This window comes from Mesorhizobium sp. M1C.F.Ca.ET.210.01.1.1 (genome assembly GCF_004791585.1).
Lineage (GTDB): Bacteria > Pseudomonadota > Alphaproteobacteria > Rhizobiales > Rhizobiaceae > Mesorhizobium.
Genome location: NZ_SRUU01000061.1, coordinates 1 through 15,783 on the forward strand (window position 1 = coordinate 1; position 15,783 = coordinate 15,783).

The following is a 15,783-nucleotide window of genomic DNA, read 5'->3' on the forward strand; positions in this document are numbered from 1 at the left end:
TCAGCACCCGGTCGCCGGGGCTGAGCACGTTGGTCATCGCCGCTTCCCAGGCGCCGGTGCCCGACGAGGGATAGATGAAGACGCGGCCGGTCTCGTTCTTGAATACCTTCTTGATGTCCTCGAACAGCGGCAGCGTGAGATTGGGGAAGGAGGCGGCGCGCATGTCCTCCATCGGCAAGTTCATGGCCTGCCGGACCTCTTCGGGAATGTTGGTCGGTCCTGGGATGAAAAGGTGGGTGAACCCAGCCATGAAATCCTCCTCGATAAGCGGCTGACCCGCGATTGTCATGAAAGGAGCATCGATCGATGGCCGGCTACCAACAACACCTGCCCGGATAGAAATGACCTGTTGGCCGGATAGGTTTTTGCCTACCCGGCCGGATGATGAACGCCAGGCAATTGAAACGAACCCTTGAAATCATTGCCTGGGCGCTGACAGGCCATCTTCGCTGGAAGCCTGTTCGGCGCGAACCGAAACCATTCTTTGGCGGCCCGGACACGAGCTTGCGACTGCATACTGCAGCGCCAGGTTCGGCGGACAACGTGGCGGTCATCCAATGGGGCCGGAGCAGGAAACGGCCAGCCAAAGTGGCGGGCTCAATCTCCGTGGCAGAGAATGCGCAGGACGTCGTCAATGCATGTCGCCCAAAAGTGCGCAGCGGTTTTGGGAAGACGACATGCATCAAATCAAAGACTTGAAGCGCGTCGGCTGGATCCGTTTCAGTGCGTCGCGCTTGAAGCCGCGTGGCAAACACCATGCGGCTTCATGGGAGCAGGGAGCTCACCAGCTTTCGTGGCTTGGGCCGCCAGCGGACACGGCTTGCTCAGTCCGGCCAAATGCCCGGCGACGTCGGGGCGCCGTCGTCATATCGCGACAGCCATTCCACGATCTTGGGCCGATTGGTGACAAAGCCCTTGTAGGTCGCAAGCTCGGTCGGCAGGTCGCGGATGACGCGATGGAAGCGCCTGGCCCATTTCGGCACCGTCACCAGTTCGTCGAGCTTGATCAGGTAGCAGCGGATCGGAAACACCAGGGCATTCGAGCGCGGGAGACGGAAGAAGGTCTGAAGCTCGACGCGCAAATGCATCATTTGCCCCATGTTCTCGAGCGTCAGGTCTTTCTTCATCACGCCCCATTTGTGATAGTTTTCGGGGCTTGTATCGAGCAGCGGATTGACGGTCATCGTCCAGTTCAGGCGCCGCGCCGGCGAGCCTTGCTGCACGTTCAGGAGGAACTTCAGGGCGCGCTGGAAGATACCCATCTCGTGCGCTTTCGGCACCGGGGCGTGCCACTCGAAGAAGTTCATGCCGATGTCGAAATCGAGGCTCCAGTCGGCTTGGGTCGTCACCATGCCGGCGTCCATCCACAGGTTGTCGTCGCGCTGGTCGAGCACCGCAAAGTCGCCCTGGGTCTGCCGCGTGATGTACTCCATCGGACCACAGGGCAACGTGGTCTCATCGAGGAAGGTGAATTTCTGTTCGATGCCCAGCGGACGGTTGATCCAGTGCCATTTGGCGCCGTCGCGGTGCAACTCGAAAAGCTCTGGATACTCCTCCGCCTTCGAGGTCATGATCAGCTCGAGCAGGTCCCATCCGGCCAAGGTCATGTGCGGCAGCGACTGGCAGCGCAACGGATCCTCGGCCAGAACGCGGGCACGGTCGCGCATCTCCGAGACGTAGTGCTCATCGACGTCGAAGGTCCGCTCATAGACGCTCCCCGGACGGTATGATTTATGCGGCTCCAGATTCACCGAGTACATGTAGCTGTCCTCGGGGAACGGGAAAGGGAAGCGCTTGACCGCCTCCGGCGAGTTGCGGAAGGTGAAATCGTCGTGAAAGGTTTCTTCCTTGAAGATGACAGTCATCGCAGCGTCCTCCTCGCTATCGATCCAACACCAGTGTCTTGCCTTCGAAGCGTGATACGCAAGGCATGATCTTGGTGCCGCCGGCACATTGCGCCGGCGTCAGCCAATGGTCCTTGTGCAGGAACGTTCCCTCATACTCGAGGACGTCCGTCTCGCACTGACCGCAGGCTCCGCCGCGGCACAGATATGGCGCCTCGACGCCGGCTGCTTCGATCGCTTCGAGCAGGCTTTGGTGCTCGCCGACCTGAATCGTCTTATTTGAGCGCGCCAGCATGACCTCGAAGGGCTTGCCCGAGGCAGGTGCAAGGAATTCTTCGTGATGCACCGCCTCGCGCGGCCATCCGAGCGCAGTCGCGGTCTTGCGCACCCAGGCGATCATACCTTTGGGGCCGCAGACATAGACATGGGTGCCGAGCGGCTGCCCGTCGAGCAATGCCGGCAGGTCGATCTGCTCGCCCCGGTCGTCGTGGTAAAGATGAACGCGCGGGCGATAGTTGGCCACAAGCTCGTCGGCGTAGGAACCAAGGGATGCGGTCCGCACGGAGTAGTGCAGTTCGAAGTTGCCGTTCATGGCGCTTAGTTGCTTGATCTGCGCCAGGAACGGCGTGATGCCGATGCCTCCGGCAAGCAACAGGTGCTTTCGCGCCCGCAAATCCAGGGCGAAGAGATTGACCGGGTTGGAGATGACCATTTCCATCCCCGGCCTCACCTGCCGGTGCATGAACAACGAACCGCCTCTTCCGTTGTCGTCGCGGCGGATCGAGATCGAATAGCCCTCCCGGTCGCCGGGATCGCTCATGATCGAGTAGGGATTGCGGCGCACGCGATCCTGGTCGTTCATCTCCACGACCGTATGCGCGCCGCCCGAGAAAGTAGGCATCAAGCCGCCATCACGGCGCACGAACCTGAACCGGGTGACGAGCTCGTTGACCGGCGTGACCTCAGCCACCCTGACGGGTATTTTCGCGGCGCCTGCGCTCATCTGAACCGCTCCACCGATTCCGGAATATTGCCGGGGTCTTCCGCATCGACGCGCACGCCCTGGAAGGCCGCGATGCGGCGCGAATAGTGATCGCGCACGAACAGATGCAGCCCGCAATGGGCGCATTGGAAAGGATCGTGTGTCACGTCTTCGGTGATACCCTTGCAATGCACGCACTGCACACGGCGCGCCGTCGAGCCGCGATGTTCTTTCTGGATGGCGGAATGCGGGATGCCGGCCTCCGTGGCCTCGAACATCGCCTGTCCCACCAGCCCTTCAGTTCCCGCGAGATAGACCTGCAGGCCCATATGCGCCCCGGCTAGCACCCGCCTCAGCCGTGGAAGCGCGGCCTCATAGCTTGGCCCGACATAGAGTTGGGCTGGGGCCAGTTGCTCCAACTTGGCAACGAACTTGTCCCCGGCCCTTTTGGGAATGTATATGACGTGGGCCCTAGCGAAGAAATCGGAGGCCGCAGAGGCAGCCAAATCGAGGATTGCTTCCGCCCCTTCGGCGTCGGCGACCATCAAATGCAGCCTGCCCGGCCGTATCTCCAGCACGTCATAGACGGGACGGCTTAGAATCGAGCCTTCTAACACTGACTTTAACCCTCGGCTCCGTTTTGGTTGGTTTGCGGGCTTGAATCCCGTCTGCGACCTCTCACCGCGACCTATCCCTTGGCGGTGCGACGTTTCTTTTCCGCATCAAAGAATGGCATCGAGTGGGCGACGCAGGTTATTTCACCGGTGGAATTCTGAACGGTCATCTTCACTCCGTCGACCGCGCAGTTCACCGGCATGCGGGCAATGCCGATATTGTGCTTGTTGAGACTGGAGTACATGCCCATCGTCACGACGCCGACCTTTTTGCCGTCCTTGAACAGCGGCGCGCCCTCCTCGGCCGGCGTGGTGCCTTCGAGCTTGACGCCGTAGATCTTGAAGCGCTCCTTGCCCTTCAGCCGATAATGTTCCTCGGCCCCGCGGAAGCCCACCTTGCCGGGCGAGACGGTGAAGTCGAGCCCGAGCTCCCACAGCGTGTCGCCGGGACCTTCGTTCTCAAAAGGATACTTCTCCGAATTGTCGTAAGGGAAAAACAGCAGATAGCTTTCGGCCCGCAGCAGATCGAGCGTCGTGAACCGGCAGGGGATGATGCCCATGCTTGCGCCCTCCTCCAGGATCCGATCCCAGATCGCAGGAGCATCCTGACCGCGGCAGAAGATTTCGTAGCCGCGCTCGCCGGTGTAGCCAGTGCGCGAAATCGTCACCGGCAGACCGAAAAGCGAGGTGTGCATATGGCTGAAGTAGTTCAGGTTCCGAATGCCTTCCACATGCTTTTGCAGGTAGTCGACAGCGAGCGGCCCCTGCAGCGACAGGTCGTGGAGATTGTCATCGAAGCGGATGGCGACGTCGCGCCCGGTAGCCGCCATGGTAAGCTGTTCGTGGGCGCCGCCGGAGCCGTGCACGACCATCCAGCTGTTCGGTCCCATGCGGTAGATCACGCAGTCGTCGATGAACTTGCCGGCGTCGTTCAGCATGGTCGCGTATACTGAACGGCCGGGCATGATCTTCTCGGCGTTGCGGGTCGTGGCGCGGTCGATGATATGGCTCGCTGCGGGGCCGTTCAAATGGACTTTCTTCAAACCGGAGACGTCCATGAGGCCGGCTTTGGTGCGGATCGCCAGATATTCGCGCTCCGGGTCGCCCGCATACTGCCAGGCGGTGCCCATGCCGCTCCAGTCTTCAAGCTTCGAACCTAGCGCGCGATGGCGATCGGCGAGCGTGGAAAATCTCCAGGAATTGGTCATTGCATTCCCCTTTTTTATACCAATTATTGAACCAGTTTGCGAGAACCGGTTCTTGAAATCAATACTCCCCGTTAAAATTTTTTACCTGAGAGCAAAAATGACCGATCGGACATCGCGGCAAGGAAGAACCGAAGGCCAACCGAAATCGAGAGCGAGACACTTGCGCGAAACAGACGCCGAAACGCCGAATTGGCGATCAGAATCACCCGACCGCCAGAAGGGCGCGGTCATCGGCCGTGGCTTGCGTGGCCAACCAGAACCATCGCAAATGGATGCGAACTTTCGGATGTCGAAAGGAACGTCGCAGATGTCATCGAAACATGAGGCTGCCTTGGCACTGATCGCGGACCATTCAATCACCGCCACGGTTCGTGTCGTGGTGGACACGCTGCTGGCGCGAATAAGCTCTCAGCAATACACCACTGACGAGCGACTGCCCTCGGAGCGGACATTGGCCAGTGAACTTGGCGTCGCCCGCAATACGGTTCGCGAAGCGCTGGACATACTCGAGAAGCATGGCTTCATACGCCGGCGTGCCGGGAGCGGCAGCTTCGTGAAGGGTCAGGCAGCCCCGGATGACGCGACCGGCGGTATTGCTGCCGAGACAAGCCCGCTCGACCTCCTGGTGATGCGCGGAATAATCGAACCCGACATGATGAGGCTCGCCATCATCAACATGTCGCCGCGCGCCATTGAGGGACTGAGCGAGACCTTGTCCGCCATGGAAGCGGTTCAAACCGAAGCGGCGGAGTTCGCCCGGCTCGAGGACGAATTCCACCGTCAGGTAGCCCGCGGCGCGGGAAATCCGCTGCTGACGTCATGCTACGATCTGTTGCTCCAGGCTCGCCGCCAGAGCTTCCGCGCCGCCCTCAACCGGCGGCATCTGACACCCAGGCGAATACAGGACTACCAGCGCCGCTACAACACGCTGCTCAACGCGATCATCGCCCGCGATATCGAGAGTGCCGTCGAATTCACCAAGCTGCTATTGATTGAGGAACAAAAGCTGCTTCTCCAGGAAGACTGAGCCTGGTCAGTCCAATTCGGCAGCGATGCGCAGCTCTCCGGAGGCACTGGAATGACGCTGATCCCACATCAGCCCAAGCGCGCGCATTTCGTCGCGCAACCGGGCGCCGTGCCTCTGCAGCCAGGCCGGGACCGATCCAAAGGCTACAATACGCGCCTGGCCATTCGTAATGCGTACGACCGGCCAGTCGCCGATCAGGGCATTGTCATTCCCGAATAGTTCCGAGCCCGCCCATTGCGCCATCCCGAACGCATGTTCGCCGAGCCCGCCATGCTTCATCGCTGCGAGAACGGAGACGGGCGCTGCCGTTCCAGCTTTCTCGACCGCCGCATGCCAAAGGTCGAGCGTGGCAACGTATTCCCAGGAAACCGCGCTCCAGCTGTCCGGGAAACGCCGGTTGTACTCCGCGAAGAACTCGGCTGGACGATTGAAGAAGAAGGCCTTGTCGCGAAGCTCCGGATCGTCGAAGTCCGGGAACTGGAACAGAAAGCCCTCCATGAAATCGATCGATGTCCGGTCGACCAGCCGCCGATAATAGTCGGCAGTACAAGAAATGATCTGCCCCCGGAATCCCGACCGGAAAGCAGCCTCGGTCAGCGCGTGAACCATTGGCTCATAGCTCGTGCACCAACACAAAATGTCGGGATTGCCGGCCAGCATTGCGCGCAGGATTTCGTCGGCGTTCGTGGCCTCCGGCGCGTAGCGGATCTCGCCCACCGACGCGATCCCCTCGGCCGCAAAGGCGGCGCGATAGGTAGCCAGCGAAGGCAGGCCCAGCGCATCCGTCTGGCTGCACATCGCCACGCGGCGCAGGTCGGGGCGGTTGCGTCCAAGCCATTCGACTGCCGTGACGTTGTAGAGGGGGTGGATCTCGCTGGGCGCGATCAGGTATGGCGTGTCGGGCGAAAGATCGCTCGGCAGCAGCGTCGAGGTCAGGATCTTGCGCGACATGAGATAGTTCTGGACCGGACGAAACGTGTCGCCTCCGTGCATCATCAGCAGCCCTACCCCGTGATCCTGCACGAGGCGCCGAGCCCCTACCGCTGCCCGATCGGGTTCATAGCCGCAGTCCTCGGCCAATAGTTGGACGTTGTGCCGCGTCCCGCCAATCAGCATTCCGCCAGTGCGATTGATCCAGTCCACCCAGATGCGGCAGCCGTTCAGTCCCGGCAGCCCCCAAGAGCTGACAGGCCCGCTGAGCGGCCCGAGAAAGCCTACTTTGACTACTCGTTGTGCGCCGACGCCCAGCCGTTTGACCTGGGCGTTCACTGCAAGTCGTTGCACTAGGCTGGCGGCGTTCATGGGCGCTCCTCACCGACCGTTCATAGACCGAGGCCAATTCCGGTGCAAATTCATTTTCCTTCCATGAATATTAGTTGACAAGTTTGCCGTTTCGATCATAACTGGTTTGAACCAAAAGAACCAATCCAGCAAAAACCGGTTCAGACCAATGGGAGAATCATGATGAAGAAACGGATTGCCGTCATCGGTGCCGGCCCGTCCGGCTTGGCTCAGTTGCGCGCCTTTGCGTCCGCGGCGCAGAAGGGCGCCGAGATTCCCGAGATCGTCTGCTTCGAAAAGCAGAGGAATTGGGGAGGGTTGTGGAACTACACCTGGCGCACGGGCCTGGACGAATTTGGCGAGCCGGTGCATGGCTCGATGTATCGCTATCTCTGGTCCAACGGCCCGAAGGAGGGCCTCGAGTTCGCCGACTACTCCTTCGAGGAGCACTTCGGCAAGCAGATTGCCTCCTATCCGCCCCGGGCCGTGTTGTTTGACTACATCGAAGGGCGCGTGACGAAGGCTGGCGTCCGCCCGTGGATCCGTTTTTCTACCGTTGTCAGGTATGTGACCTGGAGCGCTGAGACCCGCAAGTTCACCGTGCGTGTGCACGATCTTCCCAATGACCGATCCTACTCGGAAGAGTTCGACCACGTGATCGTCGCGTCGGGGCATTTCTCGACTCCGAACGTGCCGGAATTCCCCGGATTCGAGACATTCAATGGCCGTATCCTCCATGCTCACGACTTCCGCGATGCACGAGAATTTGTCGGTCAGGACATACTGATCATCGGAACCAGCTACTCGGCCGAGGATATCGGCTCCCAGTGCTGGAAGTACGGTTGCAAGTCCGTCACGGTCAGCCACCGGACGGAGGCCATGGGCTTCAAATGGCCGGCCAACTGGAAAGAGGTGCCCCTGCTGACCAAGGTCGAAGGTAACGTCGCAACCTTCAAGGATGGCTCGACGGCGACCGTCAACGCGATCATCCTGTGTACCGGCTACAAGCACCATTTCCCGTTCATGTCGGACGACTTGCGGCTGCGCACCGCGAACAGGTTGGCCACGGCTGACCTCTACAAGGGTGTCGTCTACGTCCACAATCCGGCGCTGTTTTATCTCGGCATGCAGGACCAGTGGTATACCTTCAATATGTTCGATGCGCAGGCCTGGTGGGCGCGCGACGTTATCCTCGGCAGGATCAAGCTGCCTGCATCCAAGGACGAGCTGATTGCCGACGTCGAGAAGCGGGTGGCGGCCGAGGATGCGGGAGAGGACAGCTATGACGCGATCCGCTACCAGGGCAGCTATATCAAGGAGCTGATCGCCGAGACCGACTATCCAAGCTTTGATGTCGACGGTGCCGACGAAGCTTTCTTCCAATGGAAGAAGCATAAGGCCAAGGACATCATGGGCTTCCGCAACAACAGCTACAAATCGGTCATGACCGGTACCATGGCGCCGCAGCATCACACGCCGTGGAAAGACGCGCTGGACGACACAATGCAGAGTTATCTGCGCAACTGAGCTTCGTTGCCCAGCGACTTTTCCAGAAGCCCTGCGGACCGTTCACTTCCCCTTGCCGCATTGAGAGCAGTTCCAGGCAGATGACGAGACGGGCCCTGGTCAGCACACGCTGAACAGGGCAAAAATAAGGAGGAGCCGGGATGCTGACTACACAGACCGCACATAGGTCGTTCAGTTTCTACCTCTTGCCTGGCTTCTCGCTTCAGGCGTTCTCTTGCGCGGTCGAAGTGCTGCGGTTAGCCAACGAAGCAATCGGGAAAAACGTCTACAGCTGGCAAGTCATATCTGAAGACGGGCAACCCGTGATGTCGAGTTGCCGAATGACCGTCGGCATCGACTCCACGTTGAGAGCTGAACGCGAGAGAACCCAAAAGTCAAACTCAACGTCAGCCGCGGTGATTTGCGGCGGCAGCGGCATCCCCCGCCCAAACAGGCAGCTCGATGCCTGGCTAAGGGAATGTCGCATGCGCCGTATTCCCCTCGTTTGCATTGGCAGTGGCACCGTCGTTGTCGCGCGGGCTGGATTGGCGGACGGGCGTCGGTGCGCCGTTCACTGGGAGCAGCTTCCTTTATTTTGCGAGCAGTTCCCGGGGATAGAGTCCAACCAGACGGCTTTTGAACATGATGGAGATCTGCATACCTGTTCGGGTGGGGATGCACCTTTCGACATGTTCCTGAACTTGGTGGAACGCGACCATGGCTCAGTCGTCGTCAACCGCGTCTGCGAAAAAGCCATCGCGTACCGAATGCGTTCAGCCGGGGAGCGACAGCGCCTGCCGCTCCATTCTCGTGTCAAGCTCAACCACAAGGCAGTGATGAAGGTCATTGGCCTGATGGAGGCAAGCTTGGACGATCCTATGCCGGTCGACGATCTTGTCGCGTTAAGCGGAATATCGCGCCGACAGATCGAAAGGCTTTTCGACAGAGAGTTGGGGCGCTCACCGAACCGATACTACATGGAGCTGCGTCTGGAACGCGCGCAGCTGCTTCTTGTGAGCACCAACTTGCCAGTCGTGGAAGTTGCAGTGGCTTGCGGTTTTATCTCGCCGTCGCACTTTTCCAAGGTCTATCGCGAAGCCTACGGATGCGCTCCGCATCAGACACGACTGGCCGCCCGAGAGGACGGGCACGCCGACCTGATGGACCCGGCGCTGCTGGGCCTGAACTGCACAGATGTATCCCAACACAGGTTGTCGATGACCGCGTAGCCGACGAAGCAGCTGAGGCCCAGCTCAGCGAGGAGGAACCGATGCTAAACACAATCTACCCTCCCGTCCGCGGTGGACCGCCGCAGGCGAGCCGCATCATCCGTCCCGCAGGATTGGCCTTACCGGCCGGCACCGAGCGCTACATCGTCAGCGGCGCCGGAGCGATGTTGATCGACATTGCGGCAGGCGACAGCATCACCATAACGAATGATGAGGGCGGCCAAATCTGCGAGGTCGTCGTGGCCGACGCATCGGGCCGCATTGACGCCGGCATGGTCGGCCATGGTCCGAACTCGGATGCTGCGGGTTTGAAGGCGCTGCTAATCAGTCAGGACCGCAGCCTGCAACGGCTACGCACGGCGCTGGAGATCCGCGGTATCGACCTCGCCGCGGCGGGCGGGATTCGCTTCTTCGAAGCGACAACGCCACCGAAGACCCAAGTCGAGCTGACCGTCCAGCGCGGCGGCTGGCTCGTCATCGCCGCGCCGGGAACCGACATGGCGCCGGACGACCAGAAGACTGCAACGCCGCTGAGCGTCCTCGTGCGGCGCGCGACGGTTCGCTTGCGTGAGACCTCCCGGGATTTGCCAGATCCGCTTGCCGATCCGGTTCTCGAGCTTCGCGTGCACTCATCGACGGCGGAGGCCTATTTCGTCAAAGCCGGGGACTACATTCAGATCATCGATGTCGACGGACGCCAGTGCACCGATTTCCAATGCTTCTCGGCACGCAAATTGGACAGCGGAAAGGAGCATGCGCTCGACGTCACCGCCACACGCAGCGCGATGGGGCATGCCTATCCGCTGCCTGGCCTGCATTCGAAGTACTATGATCAGGACTTCCTGCCGCTGGTCGAGGTCGTGCAGGACACTTGCGGTCGCCACGACGCCTTCTCGCTGGCGTGCTATGCGAAATATTACGACGATATCGGCTATCCCGGCCATATCAACTGCACGGAAAACTTCAACAAGGCGCTCGGCTCATACGGCGTCGGTCCGCGCGGCGGCTGGATGGCGGCCAACTTCTTCTTCAACACCGGGGTCGACGCGCATGGCGTCATGTATGCCGACGAGCCGTGGTCGCGGCCGGGCGACTACGTGCTCTTGCGGGCGCTGACCGACCTCGTCTGCGTCAACTCCGCCTGCCCTGACGACACGACGGCGGCCAATGGCTGGAATCCGACCGACATCCATGTGCGCACCTATTCAGGGGCGGAGAAATTCCAACGCGCCGTGGCGATCCGCGCCACTCCCGATTCGGAGCCGAAGATGACCAAGGAAACCGGGTTTCACGACCGCCTGTCCAAGCTGACCCGCAACTTCGTGGAATATCGCGGCTACTGGCTGGCCAACAGCTACGCAGAAGCCGGGCCGATCGAGGAGTACTGGGCTTGCCGGCAGAAGTCGGTGCTGATGGACCTTTCTGCCCTGCGCAAGTTCGAGGTGACGGGGCCGGATTCGGAAGCGCTGCTCCAGTACACGCTGACGCGTGACGTGAAGAAGCTGGCGGTCGGCCAGATCGTTTATACCGCCATGTGCTACGAGCATGGCGGAATGATTGACGACGGCACGTTGTTCCGCCTTGGTCAGGACAATTTCCGATGGGTCGGCGGCGACGAGTATTCGGGCATATGGCTGCGCGAACAGGCGGAAAAGCTCGGCCTCAACGTCCTGGTCCGTAGTTCCACCGACCAACTGCACAACATTGCCGTGCAAGGGCCGGAAAGCCGCGAGCTGCTGAAGAAGGTGATCTGGACGCCGCCGCATCAGCCGTCGATCGCCGAACTCGGCTGGTTCCGTTTCACCGTTGGCCGCATCGGTGATGACCAGGGCCTACCTGTCGTGCTGTCGCGGACCGGCTACACGGGCGAGCTGGGCTACGAGGTCTGGTGCCACCCCAGGCACGCGGGCGAGATCTTCGACGCGATCTGGGCCGAGGGACCGGCACACGGATTGACGCCGATGGGCCTGTCCGCCCTCGATATGGTTCGGATCGAGGCCGGATTGATCTTCGCCGGCTATGACTTCTCTGATCAGACCGACCCATTCGAGGCGGGCATCGGCTTCACCGTGCCGCTCAAGTCCAAGGCCGACGATTTCATCGGGCGCGACGCGCTGATCCGGCGCAAGGAGCATCCATCGCGCAAGATGGTCGGGCTTGACATCGAAGGGGCCGTCGCGGTCGGCCATGGCGACTGCATCCATCTTGGGCGCGCGCAGATCGGCGAGGTCACATCGTCGATGCGTTCGCCGATCCTCGGCAAGAACATTGCGTTGGCGCGCATCGACGTGGCCCATGCCGATGTCGGCACGCAGGTCGAGATCGGCAAGCTCGACGGCCACCAGAAGCGGCTGCCGGCCACGATCGTCCCGCTATCGCACTATGATCCCAAGAAAACCCGTCCACAGTCCTGACGCATATGGAACCAGCAGCAGCCAAGGAAACTCTTCTTGCGCAGATCGGCGGCGAAACGGCTTTGCGCGGTCTGGTCGACTGCTTCTACGACCTGATCGAGACCGATCCTCGCGGAGAGACGTTGCTGCGACTGCATTTTCGCGGACACGGCGTCAATCATGCCCGCGAGGAACAGTTCAACTTTCTGTGCGGCTTTCTCGGCGGGCGTCGTCACTATCTGGAAAAACACGGGCACATGGACGTCCGTCTCATGCACGCGCATGTGCCGATCTCGGCGGCCGACGCCGAGGACTGGCTGGCTCTCATGGATCGAGCCATCACCGAAACGCGGCTTTCAGGCCCCCAGGTAGACAAGATGCGCCTGGCATTCCGCCGTGTCGCACTGACGCTGGTCAACGATCTAGGGGAATGGGGGGTGGGAAGCGCCTGACGATATGGAGGATCGTCAACAGCCTTTATTGAAATGAAAAAAACAAGCCTGGTAGGAAACAGAATAACCGGCAAAGGGAAGCCGGATCGCAGGAACACTCAACCTCTAACAATGGGAAAAAAGGCCATGAGCGCTTTATCTGACACTTACGCGGTGGAAGCCGCGGGGCAGTTGCATAGGAGCATTGACTGGCGAGGCGCCTTCTGGGTGGCAAGCGGCGTCCCCGCCCTCGTTCTGTTTTCGATCGGCGGCATTGCTGGAACGACTGGCAAGCTGGCCTTCCTGATCTGGACCGTGTCCATGATCATGGGTTTCCTGCAGTCGTTCACGTACGCCGAAATCGCCGGTCTGTTTCCCAACAAGTCCGGCGGCGCCTCGGTCTATGGTGCGACCGCCTGGCTGCGTTATTCGAAGTTCATCGCGCCATTGTCGGTGTGGTGCAACTGGTTCGCCTGGTCGCCGGTGCTGTCGCTCGGCTGCTCCATCGCCGCCGCCTACATCCTCAATGCGCTGGCGCCGGTTCCGGTCTTCACCGAGAGCTCTCCGCAGGTGATTGCCTACATCGGGACGCATGCCGGGACGAGCGCGGCCGACGCCATCACGGCGGTGACAGCTGCCGCAACGCCTGCGATCCGCAGCTGGTCGCTCTTCAGCCACACGCTTGGGCCCGTCAGCTTCTCATTGAACGCGACCTTCTTCATCGGCGCCGTGCTGATGCTGATCATCTTCGCCATCCAGCATCGCGGCATCCTGGGCACCGCCAGTGTGCAGAAGTATATCGGCCTGCTCGTCATCATCCCGATGCTGATCGTCGGTGTCGTGCCGATCTTCACCGGCCAGATCGACTGGGCGAACTTCTCGCCGCTGGTCCCGCTGGCCGCCGCCTATGCGCCTGATCCCGGCACCTGGAACATCGCTGGCTGGACGCTGGCGCTCGGCGGCATGTTCATCGCCGCCTGGTCGACCTACGGCTTCGAGACCGCCGTCTGCTACACGTCGGAGTTCAAGAACCCCGGCACAGACACCTTCAAGGCGATCTTCTATTCCGGCCTGCTCTGCATGCTTCTGTTCATCCTGGTTCCGTTCACCTTCCAGGGCGTGTTGGGCTTGAACGGCATGCTGGCGACGCCAATCGTCGATGGCTCGGGCGTCGCTGATGCGTTGGCCAGCATGGTCGGCGGCGGTAACCTGATCCACAGCCTGCTGGTGATGCTGATGATCCTGGCGCTGGTGCTCTGCATCATGACAGCGATGGCCGGCTCCTCGCGCACGCTCTACCAGGGCTCCGTCGACGGTTGGCTGCCGCGCTATCTGAGCCACGTCAACGAGCACGGCGCGCCTACCCGGGCGATGTGGACCGACCTTTGCTTCAACCTTATCGTGCTGGCCATCGCCTCGGCCGACGCGACGAGCTTCTTCTTCATCCTCGCGGTGTCCAACTGCGGCTACATCATCTTCAACTTCCTCAACCTCAACGCCGGCTGGATCCACCGCATCGACAACGGCCATATCGAGCGGCCCTGGAAGGCGCCGACCTGGCTGCTGGGGATCGGGGCGATCTTCGCCTATGTCAACGCCATCTTCATGGGTGCCGGTGCCAAGGTCTGGAATCCGATGGCGCTGTGGGCCGGCCTGATAACCGCGGCACTGATCCTCCCGGTATTCTGCTTCCGGCACTACATTCAGGACGGCGGCAAGTTCCCCGATCACATGCTGGACGATCTCGGCATGAAATCCACCGATCTCAGAGCCAAGAAAGCCGGACTCCTGCCTTACGCGACGCTGGCGGCTGGCCTTATCGTGGTGCTGATCGCCAACCGGATCTTCGTACTGTGATCGGCGACAGCCTCATCATCTTTGAACCGGGAAACGTCCCCTCCTCCCGGCCGCGTTGAACCGCGGTTGCTTAGTCACCGCCTGCAAGGCCAGGTGGTGACTTCTTTTTTTGATCGGTGAAAGGCCTGGCGTAGCTGCCACCAACTGATCGAGGCAGGCGAAAATTTATTTTTCTTCATATGAATTTTTCTTTCCTTATAGTTGACTTTCAGCCCGAATAATTGCAGGGTTTTGCAACTTGATTTTCGGCGTTCGACGGTAAAGCGACGCCGTATTTCATTCTCAAGAGCGGAGAGCGGCGATGGCTGAAGTGATCGATGGCAAGGCTGTTGCCGCCGATGTGATCGCAAAGGTCACAAGCGCGAGCAACGACCTGGCTGTTTCGAAGAATGTAACGCCTGGTCTTGCGGTCATTATCGTCGGGGAGGATCCGGCAAGCCAGGTCTATGTGGCTGCGAAGTCGCGTACGGCGAAGGAATGCGGCTTCAATTCGTTGCAACATACGCTGCCCGCGGACACCAGCGAAGCCTACCTGATCGATCTTATCGATATCTTGAATCGTGATCGTACGATCCATGGCATTCTGGTGCAGCTGCCCCTTCCGGATCACATCGATGCGGGCAAGGTCATCCAGGCGATTGCGCCGGAGAAGGACGTCGACGGGTTCCACTTTGTCAATGTCGGCAAGCTTGGCACCGGTGAGCTCGAGACGGCTTTCGTACCCTGCACACCGGCCGGCTCGATGCTGCTGATCGAGCGCGTGCATGGCAAGGATCTTTCCGGTCTCAACGCAGTCGTCGTCGGCCGCTCCAACATCGTTGGCAAGCCGATGGCCAACCTTCTGCTTGCCGCGAACGCCACCGTAACCGTTGCTCATAGCCGGACGAAGAATCTGCCCGAGCTTTGTCGTGGCGCCGACATCCTCGTGGCGGCCGTGGGCCGGCCGGAAATGATCAGGGGTGAGTGGGTGAAGCCAGGCACCACTGTGATCGACGTGGGCATTAACCGCATCGCTGCGCCGGAGAAGGGCAATGGCAAGAACCGCCTGGTCGGCGACGTCGCCTACGCTGAGGCGGCGGACCGTGCCGGCTCGATCACGCCCGTGCCCGGCGGCGTCGGGCCAATGACGATCGCGCTTCTGATGGCCAACACGCTGACCTCAGCCTACCTCGCCAGCAACCTGCCGAGGCCACAGTTCTAGAAACAGCACACATTCCCCGCAACCTGATCTCGAGGCAAAGACCCATGGCCGAATTCAAAACCGACATTGAAATAGCTCGCGCAGCCAAGAAGAAACCGATCCAGGAGATCGGCGCCAAGATCGGCATCCCCTACGAGCACCTTTTGCCTTACGGCCACGACAAGGCGAAGGTCTCGGCCGAGTTCATCAAATCGGTGAAGGGCAACAAGG

Annotated in this window: 13 protein-coding genes and 1 pseudogene; 8 read left to right on the top strand and 6 right to left on the bottom strand. The window is 60.6% G+C overall.

The window, feature by feature from the left end; translation table 11 throughout:
• The 5 genes and pseudogenes from EN853_RS32325 to EN853_RS32345 all read right to left on the bottom strand — a co-directional run.
• Positions 1-250, bottom strand: a pseudogene (locus EN853_RS32325) (serine--glyoxylate aminotransferase); the annotation flags it as partial.
• A gap of 574 nt (positions 251-824) precedes the next feature.
• Complete coding sequence (locus EN853_RS32330; protein ID WP_127862938.1) at positions 825-1,865, bottom strand: DUF3445 domain-containing protein; 1,041 nt, start codon at positions 1,863-1,865, stop codon at positions 825-827.
• A 16-nt stretch (positions 1,866-1,881) separates the two neighbouring features.
• Positions 1,882-2,847, bottom strand: coding sequence for a PDR/VanB family oxidoreductase (locus EN853_RS32335; protein WP_127862939.1), 966 nt, complete (start codon positions 2,845-2,847; stop codon positions 1,882-1,884).
• A complete protein-coding gene (locus EN853_RS32340) occupies positions 2,844-3,443 on the bottom strand; it encodes a dimethylamine monooxygenase subunit DmmA family protein (protein ID WP_127862940.1) in 600 nt (199 codons plus the stop codon). The genes EN853_RS32335 and EN853_RS32340 overlap by 4 nt, the downstream gene beginning before the upstream one ends.
• 71 nt (positions 3,444-3,514) lie before the next feature.
• A complete protein-coding gene (locus tag EN853_RS32345; RefSeq protein WP_127862941.1) occupies positions 3,515-4,648 on the bottom strand; it encodes an aminomethyltransferase family protein in 1,134 nt (377 codons plus the stop codon).
• Positions 4,649-4,700: 52 nt separating this feature from the next.
• Between EN853_RS32345 and EN853_RS32350 the strand changes: the two genes are divergently transcribed.
• Positions 4,701-5,675: an FCD domain-containing protein gene (locus EN853_RS32350; RefSeq protein ID WP_210234826.1), complete on the top strand. Its 975-nt coding sequence runs from the start codon at positions 4,701-4,703 to the stop codon at positions 5,673-5,675.
• Positions 5,676-5,681: 6 nt separating this feature from the next.
• Here the strand turns inward: EN853_RS32350 and EN853_RS32355 are convergent, their stop codons facing one another.
• Positions 5,682-6,977, bottom strand: a complete 1,296-nt coding sequence (locus tag EN853_RS32355) for an ABC transporter substrate-binding protein (RefSeq protein WP_126101797.1) — start codon at positions 6,975-6,977, stop codon at positions 5,682-5,684.
• Positions 6,978-7,139: 162 nt separating this feature from the next.
• Between EN853_RS32355 and EN853_RS32360 the strand changes: the two genes are divergently transcribed.
• The 7 genes from EN853_RS32360 to EN853_RS32390 form a co-directional block, all read left to right on the top strand.
• A complete protein-coding gene (locus tag EN853_RS32360; protein WP_189343933.1) occupies positions 7,140-8,483 on the top strand; it encodes an NAD(P)/FAD-dependent oxidoreductase in 1,344 nt (447 codons plus the stop codon).
• A gap of 140 nt (positions 8,484-8,623) precedes the next feature.
• A complete protein-coding gene (locus EN853_RS32365) occupies positions 8,624-9,691 on the top strand; it encodes a GlxA family transcriptional regulator (protein WP_127862943.1) in 1,068 nt (355 codons plus the stop codon).
• A 41-nt stretch (positions 9,692-9,732) separates the two neighbouring features.
• Entirely contained in the window at positions 9,733-12,105 is a 2,373-nt protein-coding gene (locus tag EN853_RS32370; protein ID WP_127862944.1) for an aminomethyltransferase family protein, read from the top strand.
• A 5-nt stretch (positions 12,106-12,110) separates the two neighbouring features.
• On the top strand, positions 12,111-12,536 hold the full coding sequence (locus EN853_RS32375; protein WP_127862945.1) for a group II truncated hemoglobin: 426 nt from the start codon (positions 12,111-12,113) through the stop codon (positions 12,534-12,536).
• Positions 12,537-12,662: 126 nt separating this feature from the next.
• Complete coding sequence (locus tag EN853_RS32380; RefSeq protein ID WP_127862946.1) at positions 12,663-14,372, top strand: APC family permease; 1,710 nt, start codon at positions 12,663-12,665, stop codon at positions 14,370-14,372.
• A gap of 301 nt (positions 14,373-14,673) precedes the next feature.
• Positions 14,674-15,573 (top strand): bifunctional methylenetetrahydrofolate dehydrogenase/methenyltetrahydrofolate cyclohydrolase, encoded by a 900-nt coding sequence (locus tag EN853_RS32385; protein ID WP_127862947.1) that lies wholly within the window; start codon positions 14,674-14,676, stop codon positions 15,571-15,573.
• A 44-nt stretch (positions 15,574-15,617) separates the two neighbouring features.
• Positions 15,618-15,783: formate--tetrahydrofolate ligase (locus EN853_RS32390; protein ID WP_135857307.1), on the top strand; the 166-nt coding region annotated here is incomplete at its 3' end.

Bases quoted from the DNA above. Each gene is read 5' to 3' on its own strand.
- EN853_RS32385 (WP_127862947.1), top strand. From the start codon at position 14,674: ATGGCTGAAGTGATCGATGGCAAGGCTGTTGCCGCCGATGTGATCGCA.
- EN853_RS32365 (WP_127862943.1), top strand. From the start codon at position 8,624: ATGCTGACTACACAGACCGCACATAGGTCGTTCAGTTTCTACCTCTTG.
- EN853_RS32355 (WP_126101797.1), bottom strand. From the start codon at position 6,977: ATGAACGCCGCCAGCCTAGTGCAACGACTTGCAGTGAACGCCCAGGTC.
- EN853_RS32330 (WP_127862938.1), bottom strand. From the start codon at position 1,865: ATGACTGTCATCTTCAAGGAAGAAACCTTTCACGACGATTTCACCTTC.
- EN853_RS32345 (WP_127862941.1), bottom strand. From the start codon at position 4,648: ATGACCAATTCCTGGAGATTTTCCACGCTCGCCGATCGCCATCGCGCG.
- EN853_RS32375 (WP_127862945.1), top strand. From the start codon at position 12,111: ATGGAACCAGCAGCAGCCAAGGAAACTCTTCTTGCGCAGATCGGCGGC.
- EN853_RS32380 (WP_127862946.1), top strand. From the start codon at position 12,663: ATGAGCGCTTTATCTGACACTTACGCGGTGGAAGCCGCGGGGCAGTTG.
- EN853_RS32335 (WP_127862939.1), bottom strand. From the start codon at position 2,847: ATGAGCGCAGGCGCCGCGAAAATACCCGTCAGGGTGGCTGAGGTCACG.
- EN853_RS32360 (WP_189343933.1), top strand. From the start codon at position 7,140: ATGAAGAAACGGATTGCCGTCATCGGTGCCGGCCCGTCCGGCTTGGCT.
- EN853_RS32370 (WP_127862944.1), top strand. From the start codon at position 9,733: ATGCTAAACACAATCTACCCTCCCGTCCGCGGTGGACCGCCGCAGGCG.